The 26,410-nt window shown below is 70.7% G+C and carries 26 protein-coding genes and 1 pseudogene; 10 read left to right on the top strand and 17 right to left on the bottom strand.

The genetic code is table 11. The features are described from left to right. The 9 genes and pseudogenes from ABD378_RS29335 to ABD378_RS29375 form a co-directional block, all read right to left on the bottom strand. Positions 1-266 (bottom strand): annotated as a pseudogene (locus ABD378_RS29335) (hypothetical protein); the annotation flags it as partial. Positions 267-372: 106 nt separating this feature from the next. Continuing rightward, entirely contained in the window at positions 373-1,278 is a 906-nt protein-coding gene (locus ABD378_RS29340; RefSeq protein ID WP_344525575.1) for a TIGR03619 family F420-dependent LLM class oxidoreductase, read from the bottom strand. Positions 1,279-1,382: 104 nt separating this feature from the next. Beyond that, entirely contained in the window at positions 1,383-1,967 is a 585-nt protein-coding gene (locus ABD378_RS29345) for a TerD family protein (RefSeq protein WP_344525577.1), read from the bottom strand. A gap of 53 nt (positions 1,968-2,020) precedes the next feature. Next, positions 2,021-2,614, bottom strand: a complete 594-nt coding sequence (locus tag ABD378_RS29350) for a histidine phosphatase family protein (RefSeq protein WP_344525579.1) — start codon at positions 2,612-2,614, stop codon at positions 2,021-2,023. Between the two features lie 66 nt (positions 2,615-2,680). After that, positions 2,681-3,472 (bottom strand): hypothetical protein, encoded by a 792-nt coding sequence (locus ABD378_RS29355; protein ID WP_344525581.1) that lies wholly within the window; start codon positions 3,470-3,472, stop codon positions 2,681-2,683. Beyond that, complete coding sequence (locus ABD378_RS29360) at positions 3,472-4,782, bottom strand: VWA domain-containing protein (protein ID WP_344525583.1); 1,311 nt, start codon at positions 4,780-4,782, stop codon at positions 3,472-3,474. The genes ABD378_RS29355 and ABD378_RS29360 overlap by 1 nt, the downstream gene beginning before the upstream one ends. Positions 4,783-4,839: 57 nt before the next feature. Then, positions 4,840-6,066: an FAD-dependent monooxygenase gene (locus ABD378_RS29365; protein ID WP_386546628.1), complete on the bottom strand. Its 1,227-nt coding sequence runs from the start codon at positions 6,064-6,066 to the stop codon at positions 4,840-4,842. A 35-nt stretch (positions 6,067-6,101) separates the two neighbouring features. Continuing rightward, positions 6,102-6,710 (bottom strand): C39 family peptidase, encoded by a 609-nt coding sequence (locus ABD378_RS29370; RefSeq protein WP_344525587.1) that lies wholly within the window; start codon positions 6,708-6,710, stop codon positions 6,102-6,104. A 23-nt stretch (positions 6,711-6,733) separates the two neighbouring features. Continuing rightward, the gene (locus ABD378_RS29375; RefSeq protein ID WP_344525589.1) at positions 6,734-7,945 is read right to left on the bottom strand and encodes a pyridoxal phosphate-dependent aminotransferase; all 1,212 of its coding nucleotides are present in this window, start codon (positions 7,943-7,945) and stop codon (positions 6,734-6,736) included. Between the two features lie 84 nt (positions 7,946-8,029). Between ABD378_RS29375 and ABD378_RS29380 the strand changes: the two genes are divergently transcribed. Both ABD378_RS29380 and ABD378_RS29385 read left to right on the top strand, forming a co-directional pair. Continuing rightward, positions 8,030-8,683: a winged helix-turn-helix transcriptional regulator gene (locus ABD378_RS29380; protein ID WP_344525591.1), complete on the top strand. Its 654-nt coding sequence runs from the start codon at positions 8,030-8,032 to the stop codon at positions 8,681-8,683. A gap of 785 nt (positions 8,684-9,468) precedes the next feature. After that, positions 9,469-9,849 (top strand): ATP-binding protein, encoded by a 381-nt coding sequence (locus ABD378_RS29385; protein WP_344525593.1) that lies wholly within the window; start codon positions 9,469-9,471, stop codon positions 9,847-9,849. A gap of 19 nt (positions 9,850-9,868) precedes the next feature. On the opposite strand, the gene ABD378_RS29390 is transcribed toward ABD378_RS29385, so the two are convergent. After that, on the bottom strand, positions 9,869-10,123 hold the full coding sequence (locus ABD378_RS29390) for a DUF6332 family protein (protein WP_344525595.1): 255 nt from the start codon (positions 10,121-10,123) through the stop codon (positions 9,869-9,871). 46 nt (positions 10,124-10,169) lie between these two features. Continuing rightward, on the bottom strand, positions 10,170-11,096 hold the full coding sequence (locus ABD378_RS29395) for a 2OG-Fe(II) oxygenase family protein (RefSeq protein WP_344525597.1): 927 nt from the start codon (positions 11,094-11,096) through the stop codon (positions 10,170-10,172). Positions 11,097-11,407: 311 nt separating this feature from the next. Here ABD378_RS29395 and ABD378_RS29400 point away from each other — a divergent pair, with 311 nt between their 5' ends. Further along, complete coding sequence (locus ABD378_RS29400; protein ID WP_344525599.1) at positions 11,408-12,259, top strand: DMT family transporter; 852 nt, start codon at positions 11,408-11,410, stop codon at positions 12,257-12,259. A gap of 62 nt (positions 12,260-12,321) precedes the next feature. Continuing rightward, positions 12,322-13,284, top strand: coding sequence for a HipA family kinase (locus tag ABD378_RS29405; protein WP_344525601.1), 963 nt, complete (start codon positions 12,322-12,324; stop codon positions 13,282-13,284). A gap of 126 nt (positions 13,285-13,410) precedes the next feature. Here ABD378_RS29405 and aceB read toward each other — a convergent pair whose 3' ends face one another. Together aceB and ABD378_RS29415 are read right to left on the bottom strand one after the other, a co-directional pair. Next, positions 13,411-15,030 carry a malate synthase A gene (gene aceB / locus ABD378_RS29410; RefSeq protein WP_344525603.1) on the bottom strand — a complete coding sequence of 540 codons (1,620 nt, stop codon included), beginning with the start codon at positions 15,028-15,030 and terminating at the stop codon, positions 13,411-13,413. Between the two features lie 226 nt (positions 15,031-15,256). After that, positions 15,257-15,862, bottom strand: coding sequence for a nucleotidyltransferase family protein (locus tag ABD378_RS29415; RefSeq protein ID WP_344525605.1), 606 nt, complete (start codon positions 15,860-15,862; stop codon positions 15,257-15,259). 235 nt (positions 15,863-16,097) lie between these two features. On the opposite strand from ABD378_RS29415, the gene ABD378_RS29420 reads away from it, so the two are divergent. Then, positions 16,098-16,412, top strand: a complete 315-nt coding sequence (locus ABD378_RS29420; RefSeq protein ID WP_344525607.1) for a DUF5955 family protein — start codon at positions 16,098-16,100, stop codon at positions 16,410-16,412. 48 nt (positions 16,413-16,460) lie between these two features. Here ABD378_RS29420 and yczR read toward each other — a convergent pair whose 3' ends face one another. Then, entirely contained in the window at positions 16,461-17,927 is a 1,467-nt protein-coding gene (yczR, locus tag ABD378_RS29425; protein WP_344525609.1) for a MocR-like transcription factor YczR, read from the bottom strand. Between the two features lie 101 nt (positions 17,928-18,028). On the opposite strand from yczR, the gene ABD378_RS29430 reads away from it, so the two are divergent. After that, positions 18,029-18,514 carry a universal stress protein gene (locus ABD378_RS29430; RefSeq protein WP_344525611.1) on the top strand — a complete coding sequence of 162 codons (486 nt, stop codon included), beginning with the start codon at positions 18,029-18,031 and terminating at the stop codon, positions 18,512-18,514. A gap of 132 nt (positions 18,515-18,646) precedes the next feature. On the opposite strand, the gene ABD378_RS29435 is transcribed toward ABD378_RS29430, so the two are convergent. Continuing rightward, positions 18,647-19,339, bottom strand: coding sequence for an ABC transporter ATP-binding protein (locus ABD378_RS29435; protein ID WP_344525613.1), 693 nt, complete (start codon positions 19,337-19,339; stop codon positions 18,647-18,649). Then, positions 19,336-20,421, bottom strand: coding sequence for an ABC transporter permease (locus ABD378_RS29440; protein ID WP_344525615.1), 1,086 nt, complete (start codon positions 20,419-20,421; stop codon positions 19,336-19,338). The genes ABD378_RS29435 and ABD378_RS29440 overlap by 4 nt, the downstream gene beginning before the upstream one ends. A gap of 303 nt (positions 20,422-20,724) precedes the next feature. On the opposite strand from ABD378_RS29440, the gene ABD378_RS29445 reads away from it, so the two are divergent. Further along, positions 20,725-21,927 (top strand): sensor histidine kinase, encoded by a 1,203-nt coding sequence (locus ABD378_RS29445; RefSeq protein WP_344525616.1) that lies wholly within the window; start codon positions 20,725-20,727, stop codon positions 21,925-21,927. 8 nt (positions 21,928-21,935) lie between these two features. Continuing rightward, entirely contained in the window at positions 21,936-22,580 is a 645-nt protein-coding gene (locus ABD378_RS29450) for a response regulator (RefSeq protein ID WP_344525685.1), read from the top strand. A 107-nt stretch (positions 22,581-22,687) separates the two neighbouring features. Here the strand turns inward: ABD378_RS29450 and ABD378_RS29455 are convergent, their stop codons facing one another. Next, positions 22,688-23,503, bottom strand: a complete 816-nt coding sequence (locus ABD378_RS29455; protein WP_344525617.1) for an IclR family transcriptional regulator — start codon at positions 23,501-23,503, stop codon at positions 22,688-22,690. 384 nt (positions 23,504-23,887) lie between these two features. Between ABD378_RS29455 and allB the strand changes: the two genes are divergently transcribed. Together allB and alc are read left to right on the top strand one after the other, a co-directional pair. Continuing rightward, positions 23,888-25,222 carry an allantoinase AllB gene (gene allB, locus ABD378_RS29460; protein WP_344525618.1) on the top strand — a complete coding sequence of 445 codons (1,335 nt, stop codon included), beginning with the start codon at positions 23,888-23,890 and terminating at the stop codon, positions 25,220-25,222. Positions 25,223-25,227: 5 nt separating this feature from the next. After that, a complete protein-coding gene (gene alc, locus ABD378_RS29465; RefSeq protein ID WP_344525619.1) occupies positions 25,228-26,346 on the top strand; it encodes an allantoicase in 1,119 nt (372 codons plus the stop codon). The last annotated feature ends 64 nt before the right edge of the window (positions 26,347-26,410 follow it).

Here is a 26,410-nt window from a genome sequence, read left to right on the forward strand (position 1 = left end):
AGGCCGGAGGCTGCGGGGGCGGCGGGGGCAGCGGGGGCGGCCTGGGGAGGGCCGGGGGCATCGGCGGCGGGACCGCTCTGCGCGCCTTCCCGTATGCGATGCCCCGTGGGCGTCAGGAAGTAGGCGTGCGGCGGCCGGGGGTGCCGGAAGGCGAGGCGGTGGCGCACGAGCCCCGCCAACTGTGCCTCGCTCCCCTTCAGCCGTCCCGTCGCCGGGTCCGCGGCCTCGATGATCCGCCGCTGGGCGGCCGTCGGAGGCTTCGTCATGGGCCCACCTCTTCCCCAGGTCGTCTTCCACCTGGTTCCGATAGTGCCTCGCGCCACTGACAACGGCCGCGGGACCTCGGCTGCCGGTGGGCGACGGGCCGCCGACTCAGCGAACGGTTCCCGTGGCGAGGTCGACGACCTTCTCGGCGACGAGCTCGAGCGTGCGCCGGTCGTCGTCGGCGGTGCCGCGCTCGTCGGGCGTGCCGGGGTAGGTGTCGAGCAGGATGTCCGTGGCCCCGAGTTCGGCAAGCGCCTCCAGGTCGGCCCGGAGCTGGTCGACGCTGCCGTGCCCGAGGGGGCGCTGTGCCGTGTCCGGCTGCGGGGCGAGCCGGAGCTGGAGGCGGGGCACGAGGTCGGGCGCGGGGCGCCCGGCGGCCTCGGCCTCGGCAGCGATCCGGGGCAGCGCCGTCCGCACGGCTTCGAGCGTCGGCATGAACGGATGCCAGCCCTCGCCGAGGCGGGCCGCGCGGCGCTGGGCGGCGGGGGAGTTGCCGCCGACCCAGACGGGCAGGTGCGTCGCCGGGGCAGGGGCGTTGCGGATGCCCTCGTAGGAGACGTACCGGCCCTGGAACGAGGTCGTCTCATCGGCCCATGCGGCGCGGATCGCGGTGAGGTATTCGTCCGTGATGGCGCCGCGCTCGTCGAACGGGACGCCAAGTGCCTCGTACTCGGCGCGGGACCAGCCGACACCGGCGCCGAGGATGAAGCCCGCTTCGTTGAGCTGGTCGATGTTGGCGGCGAGGCGGGCGGTCTGGAGCGGGTGGCGGTAGGGGATCACGGTGATCGTCGTGCCGAGCCGCAGACCCGGTACGCGGCCCGCGAGATGCGCGGCGAGCACGAACTGGTCGTAGAACGGGGCCGGATAGACCGTGTGCACGTCGGGGGTGACCGTTATGTGGTCGGAGATCATCGCAAAGCCGAACCCGATGTCGCGGGCGTCGGTCGCCTGACGGACGAGGGAGTCGGGGGTGGTGCCGGAGCCGAAGTTGAGGAGGTTCACGCCGTATCGCATGGCGGCAAGTCTTGATGATCTTGGGGGCGCGTGTCGAACCGGGGCCGGGCCGGCCGCTTGCCCCGACCGGGCCGACCGGGGCGAGCGGCCGGCCCGGGCTCCCGCTACTTGCTCATCGCGAAGCGCATCAGGGCCTGCTCGTCGCCCTGCTTGATCTTCCCGGTCTCGTTGATGACGTGGAGCTTCCAGGCCCCGCCTTCCCGGACCGCCTTGGCCACGGCGCAGCCGTTGTCGTTGGTGAGCAGGCTCGGCCAGATGTCGGCGACCTGCTGGATGCTGCCGCCCGTGGCGTCGTACACCTTGAAGCTGATGTTGCGCGCGTTCTGGAAGGCGCTGCGCTTCTTGTACGCGGCGGCGACGAACACGATGGCCGTGATGTTGTCCGGCACGCGCTCGAACTCGACGGTCACCGTCTCGTCGTCACCGTCGCCCTTGCCGGTCTGGTTGTCCCCGCTGTGCACCAGCGAGCCGTTGCCCAGCGGGTCGAGCGAGTCGAGACCGGCGAGGCGCACCGGATCCGCCCCTGCCATCGCGATGGCGATCAGGTCGAGGTCGGTGCCGGCCTTCTGGCGGAGCTTCCCCAGCACCCCGCCGCTGCTGCCGACGGTGGGGTCCCAGGACACACCTATGGACAGACGGGTCACTCCGCCGAGATCAGCCGGTCCGTCTTCCTTCTTGAGCGTGATCATTAGTGATCCTTCTTGGTGGTGAGAGTGCTATATGGGACAGAGTGTGCCTGGTTTTACGGGCGGATGTTCCAGCTCGCCACCACCGGGCGTCCGTGCTCCGTACTGAGGCGGCAGACCGTCCCCGTCGCCAGCTGGAACGACGCCCCGCCCGAAACCGGCAGTCCGAGCCGCCGGGCCGTCAGCACCCGCAGGAAGTGGGAATGCGCGAAAAGGACCACGCTGGCCTCGTAGTTGGCCAGTGCCGCGTCCACCTTGGCCAGCATCCGGTCGGCCCGCTCGCCGACCTGCTCCGGGGTCTCACCCGGGTGCTCGGCGGGGCCCGGGGCCACTCCGTCGGTGAACAGAAACCAGTCGGGGCGGGTGCGGTGGATCTCCACCGTCGTGACCCCTTCGTACGCCCCGTAGTCCCACTCGCTCAGGTCGGGGTCCACCCGGGCGTCCGGGAACCCCGCCAACTCCGCCGTGTCCCGGGCCCGCTGCCGGGGGCTCGTGAACGCCGCGCCGATCCGGAACCTCCCGACCAGCGGTGCGAGCCCACGCGCCTGCTCCCTGCCGTTCTCGGTGAGCGGAATGTCCGTCCAGCTGGTGTGCTGCCCGGTCATGGACCACTCGGTCTCGCCGTGCCGGACGAGGAGCAGGTCACCCATGGTGCACAACTTCCTGTTCTGTCGGTGGTGGCCGGACCGGAAGACCCGGCCCGGCCACCACCGAGGTTAGATCCCCGCAGGTACGCGCGCCGGGCGGCCCGAGCCGCGCGTCAGGCAGTACCCCCCGATGCCCGCGAGGGCGCCGAGCACGCCGCCGGCCGCGGTCCACAGCCAGCGGGACGACCACCAGCCCGACGCCCAGCCGTCCTCCGGCTCACTGGACGCCGCCGCCATCTTCGTGCCGACCCCCGGCACCAGCGGCTCCGCAAGCGCGCCGTCCACCGCCTGGGCGCCGCCCGCGTCGCTCGACGTGACCTCGGTCGCGGCCTTCATCGGCAGACCCAGGTCGTCCGCCTTGAGGCCGGTGACCGTAAGCCGGGCGTAGTACGTGCCGGGCAGCGGGTCGTTGGCCCACGGCTCGGCCAAGGCGCGCACCGTGCGCAGCGTGCAGGAGAGTTCGACCGTGGCGTCGTCCTGGGCCGCCGTCCTGGTCTGCGCGCCGAACCGGCACGCCTGGTGGCGCCGCAGCCCGTCGTACACATCGACCTGCCAGGTGGAATCGCCGTGCCGCGCGGCGCCGTCGGGCAGCTTCACCGTGGCGTGCACGGTGGGGCGCTGCCCGACGTCCGCTGGGAACGACCAGTACAGGTAGTCGCCGGTGGACGCCTCCGCCGTGGCCTCCTGGTCCTGCTGGATCGCGGTCGCGGTACGGAAGGAGGTACCGGCCTCGGTCGGCTTGTCATCACCGGCGGAGCTGTCCGAGCTGTCGGCGAGAGCCGCGCCCGCCGTCCCGGCGAGGGCGAGCAGCGCCGCACCGGCCAGTACCCCGGCTCGACTCAACACACGTGTCGTACGCATCAGTTGGTCCTCCAGACCGCGAAGCGCCAGCGCGAGACCCAGCCCCAGACCAGACCGGCGACGAAGCCGGTGAGGATCAGCGCGCCGAGCAGCCACCAGCCGTTGCCCAGGCCGAAGGACGCCACGTCCGACGCCTCGTCGGGCGCGTCCACCAAGTCGACTGCCAGCTCGACGGGCAGGCCCGGCGTCGTCTTGACCGATGCGGGGGCCGAGAAGGAGTTGCTCACCTGGAGACACACGGTCTCGGCCGCGGGCCCGCTCTTCCCGTCCGTCTCTTCCCCGTCGTCACCGTCCTCTTCGGGCTTCGGATAGCGCAGGCCGGTCGAGATCACGTCCGTACGTCCGTCACCCGCCTCCGAGCCCCGCACGATCTCGCGTCCGTGCACGGTCGATGCGCGCAGCAGCACGCCGTAGTCCCTGTTGACCGCGCGGTCGGCGCCGACGCTGACGGAAGCGCGCAGCTCCTGGCCCGGCTTGACGTCGACGCGGTACCAGCGGTGCTCGCCGAACTTCTCGCGGTCGGTGTAGACGCCCGCGTTCAGCTGCGGGGCGTCGGAGCACTGGGCGGCGCCCTCGGCCGCGACCGGGGTGGCGACGGGGTCCGCGGCGCGGTCCACCAACTGCTTGACCCGGCCGGAGAGTTCATCGGTGTGCCGCACCGACGTGTACGTACCGCCGGTGGCCTCCGCGATGCAGCTCAGCTGGTCGCGGGTCTTGGCGTCCGGCACCAGGCCGAGCGTGTCGACCGTCAGGTGGATGCCCTCGGCGGCGATCTTGCGGGCCACCTCGCAGGGGTCGAGCGGCTGGCAGGTGTCCTCGCCGTCGGAGATGAGGACGATGCGGCGGCTGCGCTCGGTGTTGTCGTCCTTGAGGTCGTCGGCGGCCTTCAGGAGCGTCGGACCGATCGGCGTCCAGCCGGTGGGCGCGAGCGTGGCCACCGCGGTCTTCGCGTCGGTGCGCCCCGCGCGGTCGAGCTCCGCGACCGGGTAGAGGAGCTCGGTGTCCTTGCAGCCCGTCTTGCGGTCGTCGCCGTGGTAATTGGCGCCCAACGTGCGTATGCCGAGCTGGACTTCGTCCGGTGTGGCGTCGAGGACCTCGTTGAACGCCTGCTTCGCCGCCGCCATCCGGGACTTGCCGTCGATGTCGCGGGCCCGCATCGAACCGCTGACGTCGAGAACGAGCTCGACCTTGGGCGATGGCTGTGCCGGTTCTTCGTCGTCGGCGGCGGCGGGACCCGCAGTGCCGAGCCCGGCGGTCAAGGCGGCGAGCAGGGCGAAGGCCCCGGCCGCCAGCCGTTGTCTTGTGATCATCGCCGGATCTTATTGATCTTGGCGTGCATACCCAAACCGGCGAGTGGGTATCAGCCTTCACCGCCTCAGCTCACGGCCCCCGAACGCCCCGCCGCCATCGGCCTGCTTCCACCACGTCTCAAGCGCCGTCTGGTCCATCGACCGCCACGGCGGCGTCTCCTCGACGAGCGCGCGGCCGAGGCGCCGCCCGAGATCGACCATCGCACCGCCCGCCACGGTGCGGTCGGTGTCGTACGTGTCGAGCGCGTCCGGCCAGGTCGTGGCCGTGGCGAAGGCGGACTCCAGGACCGTCGCGTCCTGCAGCGCCTTGACCGCGCCCGCCCCGGTGTGCGGCCGGGCGACGGTGGCGGCGTCGCCCATCAGGAGCACACGGCCCGTGGTGTAGCGGGGCGCCGTGAAGTCGTACATCGGCTGGAGGAAGAGCTCGTCGGGGGTGGTCGCACGGACGAGGTCGCCCCAGTAGGGCGGCAGCAACTCGTCGCACACGTACGTGAGATGAGAGGAGAGGGCCTCCGTGAGACCGCCGGGCGGCAGGCTGGTGGGGGCGGTGAGCCGCAGGTCGAGGCCGAGCCCCAGGTCGAGGTCCGGCGGCGGCGCCGTGTACAGGACCCAGTTGACGCGGTGACCGCCGACGCCGTCCGGGATGCGGTAGACGATGACATGGCCGCCGGGGAAGACGACGTACGCGCAGTCCTCCTCCGCCCACAGCTCCGGGTCCGCGAGACGGCCGACCGGGAAGGCGCCGCGCCAGGCAAGGTAACCGGCGTACGCGGGACGCACGGTGGCGAACGCCGCCGTACGGACCACGGAGCGGTAGCCGTCGGCGCCGACCACGAGGTCGACGCGCTCGGTGCCGAGCGCGGTGTCCACCTCGGCGTCATCGCGGCCCGTGCGCACCTCCTCGACCGCCACGCCCGGCCGGAAGACCACGGAATCGGGCACACGGCCGCGCAACTCACGCCACAGGGGGCCCCAGTTGTACGTACGGAATGGGAACGCCATCGTCCCGATCTCGTGGCCGAGCGGCCCCGCCGCCGAACCGTCCCGCACATACCAGCGGCGCCGCTCCAGCTGCACCCACGGCATGTCCGCGTCCAGATACCCGGCGGAATCCAGCTCCACGTAACGGGAGTTGTGCACCGCGAGCCCGACACCGCGGTCGGCGAGGTGACCCGCGGCCCGCTCGTACACCGTGATCTCATCGGCGCCACCGCGGTACGCGGCGAGTGCGGCGGCGCATCCGGCGATGCTTCCACCCACGATGGCGACCCTGCCTCCACGCATCATCGCGCCATCCTGGCAGTAAGGATGACCCTCTGTCAGCGCAGGGACACCCCGCGTCCGGCGAAGAACGGCTCGAAGTCCGAAAGTGCCATGTCCGCCGTCCGCGTCCCTGCGTCGATCCCGGAGGGGTTGTGCAGGTGCAGGCCCCCGTCCGCGGAACGCCCCGTGACCAGCACCAGATGGCCGCCCCGGCCGGGCGAAGGCCGGTGCGGGCGGCGGATCTCGTAGTGCACCGAGACCATCACCGAGCGGCCTTCGTCGAGCAGGCCGACGATCTCCTCCACCGTGAGGTGCCGGTGCACCGTGGCGTTGACGCCGTGCACATCGCGTACGTACTCCGCGAACGGGGCGTAGATCAGGCCGCGGATGGTGCCGTCGGCATCCTCCGTGTACGCGCCATACTTCAGCGCGCCGTCCCGCAGCTCGAAGAGCGAGGGCGCGGTCGTGCCGAGCGTCATCCGCAGGCACGTCAGACCGCACAGGTGGCCGCACCAGCGCGCGTAGTCGTCGAGCGTGGCGGCGCCCGATTCCGCCCAGGCCGGGTCGGCCGCGCGGTCGAGCCCGCCGTACACGATGCGCTCGACGAGGTCGGGCGAGGCGAACTGGGTGAGGGAAGGGACCCGGCAGGCGGAACAGAGAGACACACGACCCCCGTCGTCCGGTGACATCACTGGCGGTATCCGCTGAGGAAGCGGCCGATGCGGCTGATCGCCGCGTCGAGGTCGTCAGCGTAAGGGAGGGTCAGGATGCGGAAGTGGTCGGGGCGCGGCCAGTTGAAGCCCGTGCCCTGGACGACCTGGATCTTCTCCTGGAGGAGCAGGTCGAGGACGAACTTCTCGTCGTCGTGGATGGGGTGGACCTTGGGGTCGAGGCGCGCGAAGGCGTAGAGGGCTCCCTTCGGCTTCACGCACGAGACACCGGGGATCTCGTTCAGCTTCCGCCACGCCATGTCGCGCTGCACGTGCAGCCTGCCGCCGGGCGCGGTCAGCTCGCGGATGGACTGCCGACCGCCGAGCGCGGCCTGGATGGCGTACTGGGCGGGGGCGTTCGGGCACAGCCGCATGGAGGCGAGCATGGTCAGCCCCTCCAGGTAGCTCTTCGCGTGCTGCTGTGGGCCGGTGACGACCAGCCAGCCGGAGCGGAAGCCCGCCACGCGGTAGGTCTTCGAAAGCCCGCAGAAGGTGAGGACGACGAGATCCGGGGCGAGGGCGGCCACGCTGTGATGTACGGCGTCGTCGTACAGGATCTGGTCGTAGATCTCGTCGGCGAAGACCATCAGGCCGTGGCGGCGCGCCAGGTCGAGGATGCCCTCGAGGACTTCCTTCGGATACACGGCGCCCGTGGGGTTGTTCGGGTTGATGATCACGACGGCCTTCGTCCGGTCGGTGATCTTCGATGCCATGTCGTCCAGGTCCGGGTACCAGTCCGCGGACTCGTCGCACATGTAGTGGACGGCCTTGCCTCCGGAGAGGGTCGTCACCGCGGTCCAGAGGGGGAAGTCCGGGGCCGGGATGAGGACTTCGTCGCCGTCCTCCAGGAGGGCCTGGACGGCCATCGTGACCAGCTCGGAGACGCCGTTGCCGAGGAAGACGTCGTCCACGGAGACCTCGTCGAGGCCAAGGGCCTGGTAGCGCTGGGCCACGGCTCGGCGGGCCGAGAGGACGCCGCGCGAGTCCGTGTAGCCGTGCGCCTGGGGGAGCATCCGGATCATGTCCTGGACGATCTCCTCGGGCGCCTCGAAGCCGAAGAGCGCGGGGTTGCCGGTGTTCAGGCGCAGAACGCTGTGGCCCGCCTCCTCCAGGGCGTCGGCGTGCTCGATGACCGGGCCCCGGATCTCGTAACAGACCTCGCTGAGCTTGCTGGACTGCCGGAACTCCATGCGCTGTGCCTCCCGTGACGTGAGTTACTTGGTTTTACCAAGCTGGAGCTTGGAAAGTCCAACAACTTGCATAGACTGAGTCGCATGCCACCTGCACCCAGGCCTCGCCGAAGCTATGACCAGTACTGCGCTGCCGCCCGTGCCCTCGACGCCGTGGGTGACCGCTGGACCCTGCTGATCGTCCGGGAACTCCTGGTCGGCCCCCGCCGCTACACCGACCTGCACGCCGATCTGCCGGGCGTCAGCACGGACGTCCTCGCCTCTCGCCTCAAGGACATGGAGCGCGAGGGCCTGACGACGCGCCGCCGCCTGCCCCCGCCTTCGGCGGCGTACGTCTACGAACTCACCGAGCGGGGCCGCGAGTTGCTGCCGGTCCTCCAGGCGCTCGCCGCCTGGGGCGCGCCCGTCCTCCAGGAGCGCGCGCCGACGGACGCGGTCCGTGCCCACTGGTTCGCGCTGCCGCTGCTGCGGGGCCTGGCGGGGCTCGGGGCGGAAGGGGCGGAAGGGGTGGTCCAGGTCCGCCTGGACGAGGGGGAGTTCCACGTACGTGTGGGGGGCGAGGACGTGTCGTACGGCGACGGACCCGCCCCCGAAACACCCGACGCGCTCCTGACCCTCGACGCTGAGGCCTGTGTCGCGGTGGGCCATGGCGCGCTGACGGTCGCCGAAGGGGTGAAGGCGGGCCGGATCGAGGTGTCCGGCGAGGGTGTCCTCGCGAAGGCCTTGCGCGAAGCCTGACTGCTGTCCGCTCAGTCGTTCAGCAGGAAGTGCGGAGGTTCCGCTCCGAAGGCCCGGTGGCGGTGAAGTCCGTCTGCGGGATGAGGACTCGGCGGACCAAGGCTCACGATTGATCCGGAATCCCCGGAATCCCAGACGGTGTCGCAGGCCGTGCAGGCGAACCGGTTGGAGAGGCCGTCGGTATGGCGCCCGCAGGTGGGGCACTGTTCCGTCGTGAAGTATGCGTCCCTCAACACCGTGCCCCCTATGTCTACTGCCATTGCCCCGGGGGACCAGTGTGGATTCGCGGAATCCGGCGGACACCGCGTCCTGTTGGCGCAGCCCGCCCACCAGCAGGGTGGGTTGTGTGTCGGAACTGGCGGCAGTTGCAGTTGCATGGGCGAGCTCACCAGTATGCCGATGGCGGCCAGGTCAACGCTGATCCAGAGGGGAAATGTGGCTCCTGATGCGGAAGCGCCCGACGCTTGGCTCGTGTGCAGGACGCAGGACGCAGGGCGCAGATGACTGAGGGTGTGTCCCAACTCTGCTGTTCTAAACGCGGCTTGCTCGTGGCTGCGGGGCGGCAGCCCGACGACAAAGGCGTTTGGCTCCTGAGCCTCGTCGGCTCGGGGCCTGCTCGCAGGTTGGTGATGCCCCTCGAGGGGAAGGTGCTACGAGTAGGACCGGCCGCCAAAGACGCTGTGGCCTGGCTCGTGGCCAGACCGCGCGCGCATGCGCAGTTGTCCTGGGAGGGGAAGTGATCCGCCATGCGTGCGCACAGGCGTGCTCATCGGCATTCCGCGCGAGTGGAATTCCTGCTGCCGCAGGCGGCCGCGTCGGCCGGCCAGGCCCGGAAACTGACCTCCGCTTTCCTTGGGCGAGAGCGGCATCGGGCGCGTCGGGTGGATGCCGAGCACATCGATGACGCAAAGCTCATCGTGTCTGAACTGGTCACCAACGCTACCCAGCATGGCGGCAGCGCCTGCCGCTTGTGCCTGCAGATATTCGACGCCAGCGTTGTCGTCGAGGTCTACGACAACAACTCGGCGCGGCCCCGCCCACGACCACTGAGCGCCGAACGAGAAAGCGGCCGTGGGCTGGCCATGGTGCGGCTGTTGGCGCAGCGTTTCGATGTCTCCCCGGTCACGGGCGGCGGCAAAAGGGTGCGGGCGGTCCTGTCCTACTGACCTGTACCGGGCCCGCCCTTCAGCGCCCGGCCCGCTGACGTCGGCCGTAACTCAGCAGCACATGAACCACACGCCACCCGGCGGCCCCGAGCCCCAACACCACGGCGGCCGCCTGGAACCCCTTGTCGACGCGCGCCGACACGTCCCAGACCAGCGTGGGAAGCACCACGATGAAGAACACCGCGACCGCGACGAACGCCGCGCTGACCAACGCGAACATGATCTCGACGGTCATCGCGTCCTTTTCCCAGCGCGACTCACGGCCCATGTCCATGGGCCGAGTCTCGCACGGGGGGCAGGCGGGACTGAGCCGTTCCGGATCAACGGGGTGCGGCCTCGGTGCCCCCGAGCAGGGATTCCAGCAGGGACTCGTACAGGCTCCCCGTGTCGAACGGGTCGTAGCGGGGCGGGTTCTCCTCGTCGACGAAGGGATCCAGAGGCGCGACCACCGTGCTGTAGGACGGCCGGTGTTTGTACTGAATGGATATTCTGTCGACGGGCACAGGGCCGACGCGGTGCAATGCCGATCGGTACGCCCCGTTCGTCCACCGCTGCACGTAGTCGCCAAGGAATACGAATAGCGCGTCCGGAGTCACCGGAACATGAATCCAGGAGCCGTCGGGGTCCTGTACTTCCAGGCCCGGTTTGTCCTGGGCGATAACGGTAAAGATGGCGTGATCGACGTGCGGCGACATCGCATAGTCGACCGTATTGGCGATCTCCGCGCCATATCCGACCTTGTAGTAGTTGAGGCCAAGGCGGTGCATCGGCGACTTCATGTAGGGGGCGAAGGAATCGCCGCCCAGGGCAAGTCCTTCGACGCAGGCCGAGAAGATCCTGTCACCCAGGACCGTCATGCGCTCGAAGAGAGCGGCGCACCGCCTGAAGGGCTCATGGTAGAAGTCGGCCGACCGGCCTGACGCCAGAGCGCCTGCCGTCCTGCCGATCCGGTACTGCTCACAGGCCTCGCCGCCCATGTGCGAGGTGCTCTTCTCCCGGCCAAGGCTCCGGTAGCCCAGGAACTGCGAACCCACACCGGCGTTGAACTCGATCTTCTCCCCAAGTGGCCGGAGGTAGAAATTTCGAGTCTCTTCGAATGCCGAAGCGACAAGCTCGACCGGCACCCCATGATTGCGTACGAAGAAGAACCCGTGGCTACGGCATGTTTCACTGATTTCAGCAACAGATTTCATCGATGAAAGATCCACCGACGGTATGGCCGAATCAGCACTGCTTGCGTGGTTCACTTCCTTCCTCCCATGGCTTCTCTGCATGTTCTTCCGGCGGTCGGTAATTCCAATCAAAAGCGGTCCGGAAGTCGGCACATCGGGCCATGATAGCTTCCTGGTGCGGCAATTCTAGCCGGTCATTTCGGCCAACCATATGGTGTCCCGCGTGGCAAATGAGGCCCATTGTGACAGATGAAGAATTACCGAATAGGCACTCTTTATTTCGCTCGTCAACTTTCCATGGGAATTGCCGGAGAAACTCTCATGTGAGCCTCGGCGCCACCCGGCCCGTCCCGGAAGCCGGCGGATCCGGCAGATGGGCGCTGGGCATGCTGGGAGTGACGGCGCTGTGGGGCTGGACGTATGTGGTCGTCCAGGACGCCATCGTCCTCATATCCGTCCAGGCGTTCCTCGCCTACCGCTTCCTCGGCGCGGCGGCCGTCGTCGGCCTCCTCCAGGCCCGCGAGATGAGCTGCATGACAGCGCGCGAGGTGCGGGGCGGCGCCGTGGCCGGAGGCGTGCTCTTCGTGGGATACGCGTTGCAGACCGCTGGTCTCGAACACACCACGGTGTCGAACGCCGCCTTCATCACCGGCCTCGCCGTGGTCCTCACCCCGCTGCTCGCGGCGCTCGTGCTGCGCACACCGCACCGCCCGCGCCAAGCCGCGGGCGCCGTCCTGGCCCTGATCGGTCTTTCGCTGCTCACCCTCACCGGCCTTTCGGTGAACCGCGGCGACATCCTGATGCTGGGCTGCGCCCTCTCCTTCACGGTGCAGAACGTGATCCTCGCGTGCGTCGGCCCCGGCACCCACACAGGGCTCCTCACCTTCGTACAGCTGACAGTGGTGGGCCTGTCGGGACTCCTGTGGACCGTCGTCACCGGGGCCCTCACCGCCCCCGCCGCGCAGAGCGTCTGGCTCGCTCTGGCCGTGACCGCGATCCCGGGCTCGGCCCTCGCCTTCTTCATCAAGACCAAGGCATTCGCCACCTCTTCGCCCGGCCGCATCGCACTGATCATGGCGATGGAACCCGTGTTCGCCGGGCTCTGCGGCTACTGGCTCTCCGGAGACACTTTCACCGGCCTCAACCTCGGCGGCGCCGCCCTGATCATGTGCGCGATCCTGCTCGCGGAAACCGGCGAACGCCGGGGCCTGACACGTGACCCGGGCCCTGGCACGTGACGCCCCCGCTGCCGCGCCGCAGGCGATGGCCTGCTGTGACGCTTGGTTACTATGCTCGCTTCATGCCGGAGGCCGTGAGTACGAGGGAAACTGGGAAGCGGGAAGCGGGACCGTTGAAGACGTTGAGGCAGGTCGTTGCAACCCGCTACATCGAGCCGCTGCGGGCCGGCGGCTCCGTGCCCGGTGTCGTCGAGGCCGACGACCTGGGGACGTACGTCGTGAAGTTCACCGGGTCGGCGCAGGGCCGCAAGGCGCTGGTCGCCGAGATCATCGTCGGCGAACTGGCCCGCCACCTCGGCCTGCGCTTCCCCGAGCTCGTTCTGGTCCACTTCGACCCGGCGGTCGCCGTGGACGAGCCGCACCAGGAGGTGCGGGACCTGCTCGACGCCAGCGCCGGGCTCAACCTGGGCATGGATCTCCTGCCGGGCGCCGTGGACTTCACTCCCGAGGCGCTGGACGTCGATCCGCTGGAGGCGGGCAAGGTGGTGTGGCTCGACGCGCTCACCGCGAACGTCGACCGCACGGTGCACAGTTCGAACCTGATGGTCTGGCCCACGTTCGGCATCCAGCGGCCGAGGCTGTGGCTGATCGACCACGGGGCGGCGCTCGTCTTCCACCACCGCTGGGGCGCGTCCGCGCCGGACAAGGCGTACGACTTCCGGCATCACGCCCTCGGGGGTTACGCGCCCGACACCGTCGCCGCCGACGCCGAACTGGCGCCGCTCGTCACGGAGTCCGTGCTCCGCGAGATCGTCGCTCTTGTGCCGGACGCGTGGCTGGCATCTGAGCCGGGGTTCTCGTCCCCTGCGGAGGTGCGGGAGGCGTACGTGGCCTTCTTGCTGGCCCGCGTTCGCGCCTCCGCGGTCTGGCTGCCGGTGGACTTTCCCAGTCGGGGAGAGCTTGCCGCTGCCGACGCTCAGCGTGCTGCCGCCACGGAGAAGGGGCGTCCGGCCTGGCTGAAGCGGGTGCCCGATCTGCATGGCAAGCCTGCGGCTGAGCAGGATTGGTCGCGGCACATCGGCTAGTGCGGGTCGCCTGTGGCTGGTCGCGCAGTTCCCCGCGCCCCTTACGGGGCGCCTCTGACGGGGGGCATGACTGAGCCCCCGGCGCTGTGCGGTGCCGGGGGCCTCGTCGTGAACTCCGCAGGGAGATCAGCGCAGTTGCTCGTACGCCGGGAGGGTCAGGAAGTCCGCGTAGTCCGCGTCCAGGGAGACCTGGAGGAGGAGGTCGTGGGCCTGCTGCCACTTGCCGGAGGCGAAGGCCTCCTCGCCGATCTCGGCGCGGATCGCGTCCAGTTCGGCGGCGGCGACCTCGCGGGCGAGGTCGGCGGTGGCCGTCTGGCCGTTCTCGAAGACGACGCCCGCGTTGATCCACTGCCAGATCTGCGAGCGCGAGATCTCGGCGGTGGCCGCGTCCTCCATGAGGTTGAAGATGGCGACGGCGCCGAGGCCGCGCAGCCACGCCTCGATGTAGCGGATGCCGACCTGGACGGCGTTGACCAGGCCGTCGTACGTGGGCTTCGCGTCGAGGGAGTCGATGGCGATCAGGTCGCCCGCGGCCACGGAGACGTCCTCGCGCAGGCGGTCCTTCTGGTTGGGCTTCTCGCCGAGGACCGCGTCGAACGACTTCATCGCGATCGGGACCAGGTCCGGGTGCGCGACCCAGGAGCCGTCGAAGCCGTCGCCCGCCTCGCGGTCCTTGTCGTTCTTGACCTTCTCGAAGGCGACCTTGTTGACTTCCGCGTCCTTGCGGGACGGGATGAACGCCGCCATGCCGCCGATCGCGTGCGCGCCGCGCTTGTGGCAGGTGCGGACGAGGAGTTCGGTGTACGCCCGCATGAAGGGGGCCGTCATCGTCACGAGGTTGCGGTCCGGCAGGACGAACTTCGAGCCGCCGTCACGGAAGTTCTTGACGATGGAGAAGAGGTAGTCCCAGCGGCCCGCGTTCAGGCCCGACGCGTGGTCGCGGAGCTCGTAGAGGATCTCCTCCATCTCGTACGCGGCCGTGATCGTCTCGATGAGGACCGTGGCGCGGACGGTGCCCTGCGGGATGCCGACGTAGTCCTGCGCGAAGACGAAGATGTCGTTCCAGAGGCGGGCCTCCAGGTACGACTCCGTCTTCGGGAGGTAGAAGTACGGGCCCTTGCCGAGCTCGATGAGGCGCTTGGCGTTGTGGAAGAAGTACAGGCCGAAGTCCACGAGCGCGCCCGGGACCGGGGTGCCCTCGAGCTGCAGGTGACGCTCGTCCAGGTGCCAGCCGCGCGGGCGCATGACGACGGTGGCGAGCTCGTCGGCGTCCTTGAGGGCGTACGACTTGCCGGTGCGGTCGTCCGTGAAGTCGACGCGGCGCTCGTAGGCGTCGGCGAGGTTGAGCTGGCCGAGGACCACGTTCTCCCAGGTGGGCGCCGAGGCGTCCTCGAAGTCCGCGAGCCAGACCTTGGCGCCCGAGTTCAGGGCGTTGATGGTCATCTTCCGGTCGGTCGGACCGGTGATCTCGACACGGCGGTCGTTCAGGGCGGCCGGGGCCGGCGCGACCTTCCAGGAGTCGTCCGCGCGGATCGCCGCGGTCTCGGGCAGGAAGTCGAGCGTGGAGGTGCGGGCGATCTCGGCGCGGCGCTCGGAGCGGCGGGTGAGGAGCTCGTCACGGCGGGGCGTGAAGAGCCGGTGCAGCTCGGCCACAAAGGCGAGGGCCGCGTCGGTGAGGACCTCTTCCTGCCGCGGCAGAGGCTCCGCGTCGACGATGGCCAGCGGGGACTGCGCTGGTGCGGACATGAGCTGTCACTTCCTTCAGCGAGCTTCACAGGTGGCGCCTTGGCGACCGCCGGGCATTCGCAGTGACACTCAGTGCCACCGGAGCCGAGATACGGCCGTGGGCCCCACTTGAGGGAACGGGTGCTTCTGAACAGTGGATACTAGTTTCCTCATAGTGGAAGTTCAATCGTCTGTTGACGTCGAGATTCTCTTCATCGACAGAACGTGTCGCTGAGTGCCACGCTGATTACTCAAGGTGGATCAGGTCGGCGGGTGTGTCGATGTCGTACGCCTGGGCCACATCCCCGCACTCGACGAGCGCGATCTGCGCGGCGTGTTCCTTCAGATAGGCACGCGCCCCGCGGTCACCCACCGCGCTCGCCGCGATGCCCGCCCAGTGATCCGCGCCGAAGAGCACGGGGTGCCCGCGCTCCCCGTCGTACGCGGCGGCCGCGAGGGTGGCGGGCGAGCGGTAGGCGGCGTACACACGCGCCACGGCGGCCGCACCGATGCCCGGCTGATCGACGAGCGAGACAAGAGCGGCGTCGGCGTCGGCGTCGGTGCTGTCCTCGCGCAGGGAGTTCAGCCCCGCCCGCAGCGACGAACCCATCCCGTCCGCCCACTCGGGGTTGTCGATCAGTACGCAGCCGGGCAGCGAGGCCTTCTCGCGTACGACATCGGCGTCCGCGCCGAGCACCACGTGCACGCGCGTGCATCCGCCCTCGCGCAGTACGCGGACCGCGTGTTCCACCAGGGGTCGCCCCTGGTGGTCGAGAAGCGCCTTCGGCCGGCCGCCGAGGCGTCGGCCGCCGCCCGCCGCGAGGAGAAGTCCGGCGATCATCGGATTCGTCATGGCTCCTGCATACCGCACCCTGCCCGTCCGGTCGCGACGGCCGCGGGAGCCGCGAGAGCCGCGAGAGCCTTCCGCGGCCGAGGCGGTGTCTTCCGGCCTTCCGGCCAGAAAGTGGCGCGTCCTGCTTCTCGTGGCGTTTACTGATCCGCGGCCCCTTGGCGTCTGACCAACGCCGCGCGGGGGCGGCAAGATCTGAACGAGAACATGCGCACGACGTCGTGCGAGGGGGAGAGCTGTGTTGCGGAGCATGGGGCAGAGGCGAGTGACCGGCAGCGATGAGGACCCGCGAGTCGCGGAGTTGGGCGCGGCGGTCTCAAGGCTGCGCCGTGAGCTCGCCGCGCATCCGGTCGAGTTCCCCGACCGGGGCATCGCCGAGGACGAGCTGGCGGCACTGGCGGCGATGGCGCTGAGCGGCGCCCCGGAGGTGCCGAGGCTGCGGCGGTCGCTGCTGCTCGTCGCGGGAGCGATCGGCTCCGTCAGCGCGCTGGCCACCGGGCTCGCGGCGGTCCGGGGAGCGGTGGAGCTCTTCGGGGAGCCGGGGCCGAGGTAGGCGGCGCGCCCGCTGAGGCGCCGTGAACGTGGACGCCTCCCGGCCGCCCTAGGCGACCCAGTTGCGGGGACCCCCGGTGGCCGTGTGGCCAAGGCCCTCGCCGAGCGCGGCGGCAAGGCGTCGGACCGCCTCCTCGCCCGACGCGGGCGGCAGCGTGTAGGGAATGCGAAGGCGGTGCTCATGCGTGCCGGGATCCGCGCCGAAGCGGGCGCCGCCCTCGATGCGTACGCCGTGGTCGAGCACCGCGCGCGCCAGGGCCGAGGCGATCGGCCGGCCCAGGTCCACCCAGAGCGACAGGCCACCCGGCGGCGTTTGCCAGCGCCACTCGGGGAGATGGTGGGCGAGCGAGGCGGCGAGCGCGTCCCGCTGGGCGCGCAGGCGCGGCAGCCGGTCACGCAGTACGTCGTCCATGCCGCCGAGCAGATGCAGCGCGACGAGCTGCTCGATCACCGGGGTCGACATGTCGGAGGGTACGCGCGCGGTCGCCAGCTCCGTGATGAGCCGTGAGCCCGCCCGCACCCAGCCGATGCGCAGCCCGCCCCAGTGCGTCTTGCTCAACGAGCCGACGGTGACGACCTGTTCGCCCACGCCGTGCGGGGCCAGCGAGGCGAAGGGCGCGGGCGGCGGCCCGTCGAGCGCGATGTCGGCGATGGTCTCGTCGATCACGAGCCAGCTGCCGGTGGCGCGGGCGGTCTCCAGGATGCGTACGCGCTGCTCCCTGGGCATCAGACTGCCCGTCGGGTTCTGGAAGTCGGGGACCAAGTAGGCGATGCGGGGCGCCGCCTGACGGAGTGTCGACTCGACGAGGCCGGTGTCCCAGCCGGTGTCGGTCACGGGCACGGGCGTGGCGCGCAGACCGGCGCGGCGGATCGCGTCGAGAGCGTTCGGGTACGAGGGGTTCTCGACCAGGATGCGGTCGCCCGGCCTGCCGAGGAGCGAGAGAGTGAGGGACAGCGCGTGCTGGGCGCCGGTGGTGATCAGGATCTGGTCGGGGAGGGTGGGCAGACCGCGCCGCGTGAAACGCTCGGCGACCGCTTCCCTCAACTCCGGGAGCCCGTACGGGTGGTAGCCCGGTGTCGACGCGTGCCCGGGGAGGGCGGCGGCCGCGGCGGCGAGTGCGTCGGTCAGGTCCGCCTCGGGTGCGCCGGGTGCGGCCACCGCGAGGTCGAGCATGCCGTCGCCCGCCGGGAACGCGGCCACGCCGGCGGGGCGGCACCCGTCGGGCAGCTCGGTCCAGGTGCCCGCGCCGCGCCTGCTGCGGGCGTAGCCGCCCTCGCGCAGGAGGTCGTACGAGGCGGTGACGGTGGCCCTGCTGACACCGAGCGCCGTGGCGAGCTCGCGTTCCGCGGGGAGCCGGGTGTGCAGGGGGATGCGGCCGTCCAGGAGGAGGGTGCGGATGCCTTGCGCGAGGGCGCGGTAGCCGGGGTGACCGCCGGCCGCGCCGGTCACCAGCTGGGCCAGCTGCCTGCTGCCGAGCCGCCGGTCCACGTCGTGGACAACGCGTACGTCTGCCATGCCACCTCCTGCTGATTGGCCCTGCCTGCCAGGCCAATCAGCGTACAGACTCCTGGCGAGCGGGCCGGATTGGTCTGGTGCGACGAGGAGAGGGGTTGGCCGTGGGAGCGCGGGTCGTCGTGGGAGTGAGCGGTTCGCCGGCGAGCCTTGCGGCGCTACGGGTGGCGGTGGAGGAGGCGCGCGGGGCCGGTCGTGTCCTGGTAGCGGTGATCGCGTGGGAGCCGCCGGAGGGGGAGGGGCTGTACGCGCGGCGTCCGGACCGGGCGTGGGCCGGGCATTGGGAGTCGGAGGCTCGGGGGCGGCTCGACCGGGCCTTCGATGACGTGTTCGCCGGGGCGCCGTTGGGGGTTGTCGTCGAGCGGTGGGTGGTGCGGGGCTCGGCGGGGCGGGCGGTGTGCGACTTGGCCGAGTCCGCGGAGGATCTTGTGGTCCTTGGCAGGGGGCGGGGTTGGGGGAGGGCGCGGCGGTACGTCCAGGGGCGTGCGGGGTGCCGGGTGATGGTCGTGCCGGGGCCTGTTGTGCCGCGGGGGGTTCGGCGGGCGCTGCGGAAGGTCAGGGCGGAGGATTTCTCCCCGCTGTGCTCTTGAGCGAGCTCCGTGCGGGTGTGCTCTTGAGCGCGCTCCGTGCGCGGGCGCCCCTTCCCGTTCGGTGATGGACCTGCGGGTGCGGGCCGGTGGGGGCTGGTCGCGCAGTTCCCCGCGCCCCTTCGGGGCCCGGCGCTAGGGGGCGTCACCCTCCGCCGCAACCCCCATCCTCCCGTCCACCAACTCCACCACCCGGTCGGCGATGGCCAACCGCGCCCGGTCATGCGTGACCAGGACCGTCGCCGTGCCCCACTCCCGCGTGAGCCGTCCGAGGAGTTCGAGGACCGCCGCTCCCCGCTCGTGATCCAGTGCGCTGGTCGGCTCGTCCACCAGGAGCACGGCCGGCGCGTTCATCAACGCCCGTGCGATGCCGACCCGTTGGCGCTGACCGCCCGACAGCTGGTGCGGACGCCGGTGCGCGAGCCCTGCGATGCCCACGGTGTCCAGGAGTTCCCGCGCCCGCTCGCGTACTTCGCCGGAACGTCCGCTCCCGTCCAGGCGCGCCATCAGCTCCACCTGTTCGAGCGCGGTCAGCGACGCCAGCAGATTCGGCTGCTGGAAGACGATCCCCATCCTCCGGCGCCGCAACTCCGCACGCTCCGTCGCGGACAGCGCACCCGTCTCCGTACCTCCGACCACCACCCGTCCCGCGTCGGGAGTCACCAGCGTCGCCGCCACCGCGAGCAGGCTGGACTTCCCCGAGCCGGAAGGGCCGACGATCGCCGTGAGCGTCCCGGCGGGGACATCGAGTCCGATGCCGTCGAGCGCCGTGAGGCGCCCCTCCCCGTCCGGGTACGTCAGCGTGATGTCTTCGAGGGACAGACTCATCGGGCACTCCCCAGTGCGGTCAGTGGATCAACGGCGGTGATCCGCCGGACGGACAGGCCCGCGCCCAACGCCCCGAGGGCGATCATCACGGCGGCGGGCCACAGCACGGTCGGCGGATCGAGCACGAAGGGGACGTCGCCGCCGCTGATCGCGGCACCGACCAGCGCGGCGATGCCCGTCCCCAGGGCCGTCCCGACGGCGAGCATCAGCACGGCCTGCCCGAGGGCGTCCCTGAGCAGATACGGAGTGGAGGCGCCCAGTGCCTTCAACACCGCGATGTCACCGGCGCGTTGAATCGTCCACACCGTGAAGAACGCCCCTATGACGAGCGCGGAGATGACGAAGAGGAAGCCGCGCATGAGCTGCAGCGAACCGTTCTCCGCCTGGTAGGAGCCGATGGCCGTGAGCGCGCCGTCGAGGGATTTCGTCTCCGTGCCCGCCGCCTTGTCCCCGGCCGCGAGATCGGCCCCGCCGCCGGTCCGCAGCGCGATGACCGTGGCCTGCTCGTCCATCGACGTACCCCGGTGGCCGAGCCCCTGCCAGTCGTCGAGCGCTGTCCATACGACAGGGGTATGGCTGTACGAGGCGTCCGACGCGACCCGCGCGACCTCCTCCTCGACCCCACTCCCGCCGAGCCGCACCGTGTCCCCGGGGCCGACGCCCAGGTCCTCCGCGGCCTTCTCGGAGAGCACGGCCTCGCCCGGCGCGACGCCGTCGGGCGCGATCCCGGAATCCGGTTCGACCCCGAAAGCGGACACCGCGGCCGAGCGGTCGCCCGCGGTGGCGTTGAGGGTGCTGATGCCGATGGGCTCAGCGGACCGTACTCCGGGCTGCTTCGCCCAGGTCTCCCAGGCGCGCTCTTCCACCTGGGAGTTGGTGAAGGAGACGGACTGGCCGGACGGTGGCGCGGCGAAGGCGAGGTGGTCCGCGGGGAGGCCGGTGATCGCGGAGGTGTTCTCCCTGGCGAGCCCGGCCGTGAGCCCGGAAAGCAGCCCCACGAGCAGAGTGATGAGCACGACGACGGCTCCCATCAGGGCGAACCGCCCCTTGGCGAACCGAAGGTCTCTCCATGCGACGAACATGCCCCTACCCTCCGTCCGCGCACGCCCCCGCGGCATCGCGCCACAGCACGCTTCACCCGAATCGAAGGGGGGAGCCCGCGATCAACCTTTCGGTTGACGGCAGCGGGGACGGCTGCGCCTAGGCTGGAGGGTCCGATGACCACCCCCACCGAGCCCCCGCCCCCACCCCGCGCCGAGCCTCTCCCCCCACACCGCGCCGAGCCTCCACACCGCGCCGAGCCTCCACCTCCACACCGGGCCGAGGCCCGGCCCGTGGTGCCGGTTGAGGTGGTGTCTCCGCCGCTCCCGATCGAGGAGCCCCCGATGTTCTTCGCTGACTCTCTGGCTCCCTCCCGGACCACCCCCGTGGCTCTGGCCCTGCGGCTCTGTCTGCACGCGCTGCTCGCCGGGCTGCTTGCGCTTGCCGTGGTGCGGGCCGTGGCCGACGGGATGCCCCGGGCCGGCGCTGTCGTGGGGGTCGTGCTCGGTATGGGGGCCGTCTACGCGGCGGGTGTCCTCAGCCCGGCCGTCGCGCGCTCGCAGCGCGCCGCGGCGGTGTGGCTCGCGGCGCTCGGCGTGTGCTGGGCGGCGCTGCTCGTCCTGTCGCCGGACGGGCTGTGGACGGCCTTCCCCCTGTACTTCCTGCAACTGCATCTGCTGCCTGTGCGCTGGGCCCTGCCGACCGTCGCGCTGACGGCCGCCGCCGCCATCGCCAGCTTCCTGCTGCACGGCTCGCCCGTATCGCCCGGCAGCTTCATCGGGCCGCTGCTCGGCGCGGCCGTGGCGGTCGCCACCGTCCTCGGGTACGAGGCGCTGTACCGGGAGAGCGAACGGCGCCGCCGGCTGATCGACGAGCTCGTGGCCACGCGGGCCGAACTCGCAGCCGCCGAGCGGACGGCGGGCACTCTCGCGGAGCGCGAGCGTCTCGCCCGCGAGATCCACGACACGCTCGCGCAGGGCCTCTCCTCCATCCAGCTCCTGCTGCGCGCCGCGCAACGCACGCTGCCCGCGGGATCGCCCGCCGCGCCGCACATCGAGCAGGCCCGTGCCGCCGCGCAGGACAACCTCGCGGAGGCGCGGCGCTTCGTGCGGGCCCTCAGCCCGCCCGACCTGGAGCGCGGCTCGCTGGCCGCAGCCCTTGAGCGGCTCTCCGCGTCCGCGTCGCCGGGCTCGGACGTCCACGTCCAGTTCACGGTGAGCGGCACACCCACCGAGCTGCCCACGCCGTACGAAGTGGCTCTCCTCCGCACCGCTCAGTCCGCCCTCGCGAACACCGTCCGGCACGCGGGCGCGGGCCGCGCCGAGATCACCCTCAGCTTCATGGACACCTCGGTGTCCCTGGACGTTGTCGACGACGGGCGCGGCTTCGACCCGGCCTCGGTGCCCTGTGGGGACGGGGGCTTCGGGCTGCCCGCGATGCGCGCGCGGGCCCGGTCGCTCGGCGGGACGCTGAGCGTGGAGTCGGCGCCGGGGCAGGGGACAGCCGTCGCCGTCACGCTGCCGCTTCCGACGGGGGCCGCGCTGTGAGCCCTGAAGTGCCGGAGCCCATCAGGCTGCTCCTCGCCGACGATCACCCCGTTGTGCGCGCCGGGCTGCGCGCGGTGCTCGACACCGAGCCCGACTTCGCCGTCGTGGGGGAGGCGGCGACGGCCGAGGCAGCGGTGTCGCTCGCCGCGACCGGCGGCTTCGACGTCGTCCTGATGGATCTCCAGTTCGGGCCAGGGATGCACGGGGCGCAGGCCACGGCCGCGATCGCCGCCGTGGCGGGGGCGCCGCGGGTGCTGGTCCTGACGACGTACGACACGGACGCCGACATCCTCGCCGCGGTCGAGGCGGGGGCCGCGGGATATCTCCTGAAGGACGCGCCACCGGAGGAGCTCGCCGCGGCGGTGCGGACCGCGGCAGCGGGGCAGTCCGCACTCGCGCCCGCGATCGCACATCGGCTGATGGACCGGATGCGGGCGCCCGGGGAGGCGTTGACCGGGCGGGAGCTGGAAGTGCTGCGGCTGGTGCGGGAGGGTCTTTCCAACCAGGAGGTCAGCAAGCGGCTCTTTCTGAGCCAGGCCACCGTGAAGTCCCATCTGGTGCACATTTACGCGAAGCTGGGGGTTGATTCGCGTACGGCGGCCGTCGCGGTGGCCACTGCGCGTGGGCTGATCCGGGGCGGCGCGCACCGTTGATCACCGGCTCCGCCGAGTTCGTCCTCAAACGCCGGACGGGCTGAAGATCCCCCCGGTAAGGGAGATCTTCAGCCCGTCCGTGGCTGAGAGCGGGAGGAGACCCCCCTCTAGGCGGCCGGCCCCGAGCTGGCCAGCGCGGCGGACAACTCCACCGCCACTTCCTGCAGCACCGGCACGATCTTCTCCACGGCGGCCTCCGTCACGCGGCCCGCCGGGCCGGAGATCGAAATGGCCGCCGCCGTGGGGGAGTTGGGGACCGACACTGCCAGGCAGCGCACCCCGATCTCCTGCTCGTTGTCGTCGACCGCGAAGCCCGCACTGCGGACCTCCTCGAGCGCGTCGAGGAAACCCTCGGGCGTGGTGATCGTCTTCTCCGTGGCGGCGGGCATCCCGGTGCGGGCGAGGAGCGCGCGCACCTCCTCCGGCGGCGTGTGCGCCAGGAGTGCCTTGCCGACGCCCGTGGAGTGGGGGAGGACCCGGCGGCCCACCTCGGTGAACATCCGCATGGAGTGCTTGGACGGCACCTGCGCGACGTACACGATCTCGTCCCCGTCGAGCAGCGCCATGTTCGCGGTCTCGCCGGTCTCCTCGACCAGCCGCGCGAGGTAGGGGCGCGCCCAGGTGCCGAGGAGGCGCGAGGCCGATTCGCCGAGGCGGATCAGGCGCGGGCCGAGCGAGTAGCGACGGTTGGGCTGCTGACGTACGTAGCCGCAGGCGACCAGCGTGCGCATCAGGCGGTGGATCGTGGGGAGCGGGAGGCCGCTGCTGGCGGAGAGCTCGCTCAGGCCGACCTCGCCTCCGGCGTCCGCCATGCGTTCGAGGAGGTCGAAGGCGCGCTCGAGGGACTGGACACCACCGCTGGCAGCGGGCGGCTTGGAGGCGGCGACTTCGGTGGAGGCGTCGCTGGCGCTTGACGTCGGCACGGCGCAGTCCTTTCGGGGCTGACGGGCAAGTCAGCAGCCTACCGGGCGGTTCCTCGCCAGGTCCCTTGACGGCCTTGGCGTCATTGCCGGTCAGGGCCGTCGAGGGACCGGTCGGGGGGTCTTTGTCCGCTTCTCCGCCGTCGCGCCTGGTGATCGTTTGACGGCCCGGTTGTGCGTAGCTACGTTCTGGCCTGCGGAATTCTAATTCCACTTTGTGGAAACGTCCAGCGCCCTCCAGGTGGCCTCTTGACGGTTCGGGGTCGGCCGTGAAGACTCATTCAACAGAACGTTGAATTCCGTTTAGCGGAATCGAATGGTCTGTGTAGCGGAAAAGAACGAACAGAACGAACAGGCAAGCAACAGCGAAGAGAGGGCGTTGAGGACGTGGACGTAGAACTGGTGCTGCGCTCGACTCGCGTGATCACTCCACAGGGAACCCGCGCCGCGTCGGTCACGGTCTCCGGGGGGAAGATCGCGGCCGTGCTGGCGTACGACGCCGACGTACCGGCGGGTGCCAGGCTCGAGGACTTCGGTGACGACGTCCTGCTGCCCGGACTCGTCGACACGCACGTCCATGTGAACGACCCGGGCCGCACGGAGTGGGAGGGCTTCTGGACCGCCACCCGCGCCGCGGCCGCCGGCGGCATCACGACCCTCGTCGACATGCCGCTCAACTCCCTGCCGCCCACCACGACGGTCGACAACCTGCGCACGAAGCAGGACGTCGCGCGCACCAAGGCGCACATCGACATCGGCTTCTGGGGCGGCGCCCTTCCCGACAACGTCGCCGACCTCAAGCCCCTGCACGACGCCGGGGTCTACGGCTTCAAGTGCTTCCTCTCGCCGTCCGGCGTGGACGAGTTCCCGCACCTGGACCAGGACCGGCTCGCCACTTCCATGGCGGAGATCGCCGGGTTTGGCGGACTGCTCATCGTGCACGCCGAGGACCCGCACGAGCTGGACGCCGCCCCGCACAAGAGCGGCCCCAAGTACACCGACTACCTGGACACCCGGCCGCGCGTCTCCGAGGACGCCGCGATCGAGGGCCTCATCGGACTCGCCAAGCGGCTCGGCGCCCGGGTCCACGTACTGCACCTGTCGTCGTCCGACGCGCTGCCCCTGATCGCCGCCGCCAAGCGCGATGGCGTCAAGCTCACCGTCGAGACCTGCCCGCACTACCTCACGCTCACGGCGGAGGAAGTCCCGGACGGCGCGAGCGAGTTCAAGTGCTGCCCGCCCATCCGCGAGGCCGCCAACCAGGACCTGCTCTGGGACGCGCTCGCCGACGGCACCATCGACTGCGTCGTGACGGACCACTCGCCGTCCACCGCCGACCTCAAGACCGACGACTTCGCGACCGCGTGGGGCGGCATCTCCGGGCTCCAGCTCAGCCTCCCCGCGATCTGGACCGAGGCCCGCAAGCGCGGCCACAGCCTCGACGACGTGGTGCGCTGGATGTCGACGCGCACCTCCGAACTGGTCGGACTCGACCAGAAGGGCGCCATCGAGGCCGGCCGCGACGCCGACTTCGCGGTCCTCGCGCCCGACGAGACCTTCACCGTGGACCCCGCGGAGCTGCAGCACCGGAACCGAGTCACTGCGTACGCGGGCAAGACCCTCAGCGGCGTAGTGAAGTCCACCTGGCTGCGCGGCGAACGCATCCTGCACGGCGGCGAGTTCAGCGAACCCGCAGGCCGACTTCTGGAAAGGAAGAACTGATCACTGTGACGACGGCGATACCCAGCTTCACCGGAGACGCGAGCCCCTACGGCGGCGGCGACCCCTTCGCGGACTACCGCACCGCCGACTTCCCCTTCACCCAGTACGCGAACCTCGCGGACCGCCAGCTCGGCGCGGGCGTCATCGCCGCCAACGACGAGTTCTTCGCCATGCGCGAGAACCTGCTCCTGGCCCACGACGCCGTCTTCGACCCGGAGCACTTCGGGCACAAGGGCAAGGTCATGGACGGCTGGGAGACCCGCCGCCGCCGTGGCGTCTCCGGCGAGCACCCGTGGCCGACCGCCGACGACCACGACTGGGCGCTCGTACGCCTCGGCGCCCCCGGCGTCGTGCGCGGCATCGTCATCGACACCACCCACTTCCGCGGCAACTACCCGCAGGCTGTGTCCGTGGAGGGCACGAGCGTCGACGGTTCGCCGACCCCCGATGAACTCCTCGCGGACGACGTGAAGTGGACGACTCTCGTACCGCGCACGGCGGTCGGCGGCCACGCGGCCAACGGCTTCGCGGTCGACGTCGAGCAGCGCTTCACGCACCTGCGCGTCAACCAGCACCCGGACGGCGGCATCGCGCGCCTGCGCGTCTACGGCGAGGTCGTCGCCGACCCCAAGTGGCTCGCCGCGCTCGGCACGTTCGACGTCGTCGCCCTGGAGAACGGCGGCCAGGTCGAGGACGCGTCCGACCGCTTCTACTCCCCGGCCACCAACACCATCCAGCCGGGCCGCTCCCGCAAGATGGACGACGGCTGGGAGACCCGCCGCCGCCGTGACAACGGCAACGACTGGATCCGCTACCAGCTGGTCCAGCAGGCGGAGATCCGCGTCGTCGAGATCGACACGGCCTACTTGAAGGGCAATTCGGCGGGCTGGGCTTCGCTCTCCGTCCGTGACGGCGAGAGCGGCAAATGGGTCGAGGCGCTGCCCCGCACCCGCCTGCAGCCCGACACCAACCACCGCTTCGTCCTGGACGCCCCGGTCGTCGGCACGCACGTGCGCATCGACATCTTCCCGGACGGCGGCATTTCGCGGCTGCACCTCTTCGGTTCGCTGACGGATGCCGGCGCGGTGGCCCTGGCCGCGCGTCACCAGGAGCTCGGCGGTTAATTCGGCACCGTCTGCTGTCACCGGCTTCGCCGAGTTCGTCCTCAAACGCCGGACGGGCTGGAAT

Source organism: Streptomyces rectiviolaceus, assembly GCF_039533825.1.
GTDB classification, from domain to species: domain Bacteria; phylum Actinomycetota; class Actinomycetes; order Streptomycetales; family Streptomycetaceae; genus Streptomyces; species Streptomyces rectiviolaceus.

What these genes read in the sequence shown, in the direction of transcription:
- ABD378_RS29340 (WP_344525575.1), bottom strand. Translation starts at nt 1,278, where the DNA reads ATGCGATACGGCGTGAACCTCCTCAACTTCGGCTCCGGCACCACCCCC.
- ABD378_RS29345 (WP_344525577.1), bottom strand. Translation starts at nt 1,967, where the DNA reads ATGATCACGCTCAAGAAGGAAGACGGACCGGCTGATCTCGGCGGAGTG.
- ABD378_RS29350 (WP_344525579.1), bottom strand. Translation starts at nt 2,614, where the DNA reads ATGGGTGACCTGCTCCTCGTCCGGCACGGCGAGACCGAGTGGTCCATG.
- ABD378_RS29355 (WP_344525581.1), bottom strand. Translation starts at nt 3,472, where the DNA reads ATGCGTACGACACGTGTGTTGAGTCGAGCCGGGGTACTGGCCGGTGCG.
- ABD378_RS29360 (WP_344525583.1), bottom strand. Translation starts at nt 4,782, where the DNA reads ATGATCACAAGACAACGGCTGGCGGCCGGGGCCTTCGCCCTGCTCGCC.
- ABD378_RS29365 (WP_386546628.1), bottom strand. Translation starts at nt 6,066, where the DNA reads ATGCGTGGAGGCAGGGTCGCCATCGTGGGTGGAAGCATCGCCGGATGC.
- ABD378_RS29375 (WP_344525589.1), bottom strand. Translation starts at nt 7,945, where the DNA reads ATGGAGTTCCGGCAGTCCAGCAAGCTCAGCGAGGTCTGTTACGAGATC.
- ABD378_RS29380 (WP_344525591.1), top strand. Translation starts at nt 8,030, where the DNA reads ATGCCACCTGCACCCAGGCCTCGCCGAAGCTATGACCAGTACTGCGCT.
- ABD378_RS29390 (WP_344525595.1), bottom strand. Translation starts at nt 10,123, where the DNA reads ATGGACATGGGCCGTGAGTCGCGCTGGGAAAAGGACGCGATGACCGTC.
- ABD378_RS29400 (WP_344525599.1), top strand. Translation starts at nt 11,408, where the DNA reads ATGCTGGGAGTGACGGCGCTGTGGGGCTGGACGTATGTGGTCGTCCAG.
- ABD378_RS29405 (WP_344525601.1), top strand. Translation starts at nt 12,322, where the DNA reads ATGCCGGAGGCCGTGAGTACGAGGGAAACTGGGAAGCGGGAAGCGGGA.
- aceB (WP_344525603.1), bottom strand. Translation starts at nt 15,030, where the DNA reads ATGTCCGCACCAGCGCAGTCCCCGCTGGCCATCGTCGACGCGGAGCCT.
- ABD378_RS29415 (WP_344525605.1), bottom strand. Translation starts at nt 15,862, where the DNA reads ATGACGAATCCGATGATCGCCGGACTTCTCCTCGCGGCGGGCGGCGGC.
- yczR (WP_344525609.1), bottom strand. Translation starts at nt 17,927, where the DNA reads ATGGCAGACGTACGCGTTGTCCACGACGTGGACCGGCGGCTCGGCAGC.
- ABD378_RS29435 (WP_344525613.1), bottom strand. Translation starts at nt 19,339, where the DNA reads ATGAGTCTGTCCCTCGAAGACATCACGCTGACGTACCCGGACGGGGAG.
- ABD378_RS29440 (WP_344525615.1), bottom strand. Translation starts at nt 20,421, where the DNA reads ATGTTCGTCGCATGGAGAGACCTTCGGTTCGCCAAGGGGCGGTTCGCC.
- ABD378_RS29445 (WP_344525616.1), top strand. Translation starts at nt 20,725, where the DNA reads ATGTTCTTCGCTGACTCTCTGGCTCCCTCCCGGACCACCCCCGTGGCT.